The organism is Lentilactobacillus sp., from assembly GCF_040773105.1.
In the GTDB taxonomy this organism is placed as follows: domain Bacteria; phylum Bacillota; class Bacilli; order Lactobacillales; family Lactobacillaceae; genus Lentilactobacillus; species Lentilactobacillus parabuchneri.
The window spans coordinates 1-3,249 of sequence record NZ_JAXGWW010000235.1 but is presented as its reverse complement, the minus strand read 5'-3'; the positions used below and the strand labels follow the sequence as shown (position 1 = coordinate 3,249).

Annotated in this window: 3 protein-coding genes; all 3 read right to left on the bottom strand. The window is 39.3% G+C overall.

All coding sequences use genetic code 11. The features are described 5' to 3' along the window. Window positions 1-517 precede the first annotated feature (517 nt). Window positions 518-1,012, bottom strand: a complete 495-nt coding sequence (locus AB3112_RS09965; RefSeq protein WP_367334409.1) for a C39 family peptidase — start codon at window positions 1,010-1,012, stop codon at window positions 518-520. A gap of 24 nt (window positions 1,013-1,036) precedes the next feature. Beyond that, window positions 1,037-2,212 (bottom strand): mandelate racemase/muconate lactonizing enzyme family protein, encoded by a 1,176-nt coding sequence (locus AB3112_RS09960; protein WP_057775316.1) that lies wholly within the window; start codon window positions 2,210-2,212, stop codon window positions 1,037-1,039. Between the two features lie 20 nt (window positions 2,213-2,232). Then, window positions 2,233-3,249: lipoate--protein ligase (locus AB3112_RS09955; protein WP_367334408.1), on the bottom strand; the 1,017-nt coding region annotated here is incomplete at its 5' end.

Below are 3,249 nucleotides of genomic sequence, written 5' to 3'. Positions count from 1 at the left end.
AGCCATTGTCAGCACTTCCTTTTGGACAGTTCTAATGAACATTTGTAATTCCTAGTATAGCACAGAATCAAAAACGGCCACTAGGGTATACCCTAATGGCCAAAAAGCTCAATTGATTTAATGGATTATGCTGTGTCGATTCAAATCTAATAAGTCTTTGAAATTTCATGTGCAATATGTGATGGATCTGGATAAATGAAGCTTTCCGTTATCCCCACGCTTTCCAGCTCGGACCTTATTGAAGCTTTTTTGCAATGTGGTATAACAAAGGCCATTGGTTTTGGTTGTGGATCAATAGAATCAGAAAGAAGTCTTAATATGTTTATTCTAGTTTGAGTCCGCTTTTGGACTTCATCGGAATTAAGAGCCACTTGGTTTAACACCGAAAGATTTTGTGAAAAAAATGTATCAGGTTGCAACATATTATTAATTGGATAAAGATATAACCATTAATTATGATTGGTTATTAATAAAACAAGGAGTTGAGGCAAAATCATTTTGCCCCAACTCCTTGTTTTTAATAGCTTAAAGCCATTTGTTGTTTGTTGTGCCAGATTTTATAGAACGCATCTTCAGGCAATGAGTCCTGCTTTTTCGTCCAACAATCGTTAAAATAAATTGTTGAGTTGTTAAACCCCGTCATTAATAGGGCATGGGTGTGAAATCCGTCAAATTCACCAACCCATATGACAATGGGGTGACCTGTTGCACTTAAATACTGTTTTAGATTGGCCAATGGTTGACCGCTCAAATTGACAGCGTTTCCTGCATAGGTTGTCACTAAATCTGTGAGTGCAGATGGGTAAATACTATCACCATCATCAGTGAATGGATTACCAACAAATCCCTGATTGGGGTCAGTCGGATGGTAGGGCATTTCATGTGCCAGCTGAACTTTGTCAACAACGGCACCTGCATATTGAAGCATCATTGTGGTGGCAGTAATCTCGCAGCCGGTTGGGAGTTCTGGGCGCTGAGCAATAACGGGGATTGATAGTTTGTATGAAGACATATAATTGTAGCTCCTTGCATTTTATTAATCGATAGTAGTTTTGACGGCACTAGTCATTGCGTCATCGCTTAAAGCCTGTCCAATTCCGGGCTTATCCGGAATCTTGAAGTACCCGTCAATTGGATGGTAGTCATATAGACCACTTGCAATATTTTGCGGTTTTAATGAAATTTCATGATATTCATGAATTAAACTATTGGGAATAACAGCTTCAAGCTGAAGCGCAACAGCCGTTGCAATTGGGCTGCCACAAACATGAAATTGAACATCAATATCATTTGTATCAGCCATATCACTGATTTTCCTTGCCTCAGTGATGCCACCACAGATTCCGATATCAGGCTGAATAACATTTAAGGAACGACTGTGAATAAACGACGAAAAATGAAACCGAGTGGCAATTCGTTCACCACTTGCCAGTGCCGCACCAGTTGTATCCTTGATATCGTTCATTATATCAGGATTCATGGGTGAACACGGTTCTTCAATATAGTAGAGATTTAAGTCGTGACATTTTTTGATAAACTGAATCGCTGAATTAGCCGTTAAGTTGGCGTGACACTCTAAAATGATGTTAATATCCGGTCCAACAGCATGCCGAATTGCTTTTAAACGACTGTAGTAATCATTTATCATGGAGTTGGTTAGCAGACCATGAGTAGCGCGAGCAATTTTTCCTGACCCTTGGATCATAAACGGATCAATTTTAATAGTGGTATAACCTTGATTGACAACTTTCTTTGCGACTTGCGCATATTCTGCCGGCGTTTTCAAAAAGCGGACTTTGGTGTCCCAATCGAATTGGATTTGACTGGCATACGCTGAAATTTTGTCACGAGTTTTGCCGCCTAATAATTGATAAACCGGGACGTTAAGAAGTTTCCCCTTAATGTCCCAAAGTGCGGTATCAATGGCACTAACTGCGGCGTAGAAGACAACATCGCCGCCCTTTGCCCAAAAGGTAGTTTGATAAAAGTCAGCCCAAATTTTTTCACTTTGAAGTGGATCGCGATCAATAATGACCTTTGAAAGATCACTAAGGGTGCCAACCATTCCTTCATTGATACGACCATAAGCCAGACCGGATTCACCAAAACCTTGGATTCCTTTATCGGTATTAACTCGGATCACAATCGGATGCCAAGCCGGCATTAAACCAAACCATCTCAATTGAAAGATATCAATACTTGTAATTTTCATGATGTTTGACTCCAATTAGGTTAATTTTGCAACATTAGGTCTGCAAGTGTTTCTGGCGCGATATTTCCAATCGCTTTTTTTAGATCAAGAGGATCTAGAGCTTGAATTAAGGCAGCTTGATTAAAATTGGTTTGATCCAACTGGAATTCTATTTTCTCTAGATTTCCAGACACTTGAAGAAAGTCCCCAAATATTTTAGGATGCTTCACTTTTTGATTTTGGACTGAGAAACCTATTTCAATAGTCCCAATACCTTCAAAGTAACGCTCTCGATAATATTGGAAATGATTGTCAGGACCATATATCCAATTATGGGTTGCGTATTTTTGATTTGCTAATTCAGAAATTTCCTGCCAATCATTCTTTGTGAGTTGGTAGGTTGGAATTTTTGTGATGTCCGAAGTATTAAAAGCTGTCGTCAGAATCATATTTTCCAATTGATCGAAGGTGATTTGGGAAAATGCCGGCTTAAAGAATTGTCGAATATTAGTTACTCGACTATGAACTGATTTTACGCCCTTGGCCTGCAATTTAACTTTTGAGGGTGTTAACGCTTCATTGGCATTATCCAAGTTGACATTAATCATCAACGTTCCTCCGTAGGAAACCCGATGACCGGTTTTAGACGCGGACATACCCGAGAATTTCCTGCCGTTAACTGTTAAATCATTGCGACCATTTTTAACTGCATCCACACCTAAGTGATGAAGCGTGTCTATGATGGGTTGGGCATATTTGCCGAATTGTGGTTTTTGAACGGTTGCTTCTGTATCAATATAGCAATAAGTGAGGTTTCCCGGATCAACGTAAACTGCGCCACCGCCGGAGTTTCTTCGAACCAGATCGATACCATGAGACTTTAAAAATGACATGTTTACCTCAGCTTCAACGTTTTGATGAACGCCACAAATAACTATTGGTTTTTGTGGATGATAAAAATAGAACAGTTTATCAGAAAATCTGGTATTTTTTTCTAAAAATTCAGGGAAAGCCTGTTCAACCGCAGACTGTTTTAAATAGTCTTTTCCTAAAGAAGT

Bases quoted from the DNA above. Each gene is read 5' to 3' on its own strand.
- AB3112_RS09965 (WP_367334409.1), bottom strand. From the start codon at position 1,012: ATGTCTTCATACAAACTATCAATCCCCGTTATTGCTCAGCGCCCAGAA.
- AB3112_RS09960 (WP_057775316.1), bottom strand. From the start codon at position 2,212: ATGAAAATTACAAGTATTGATATCTTTCAATTGAGATGGTTTGGTTTA.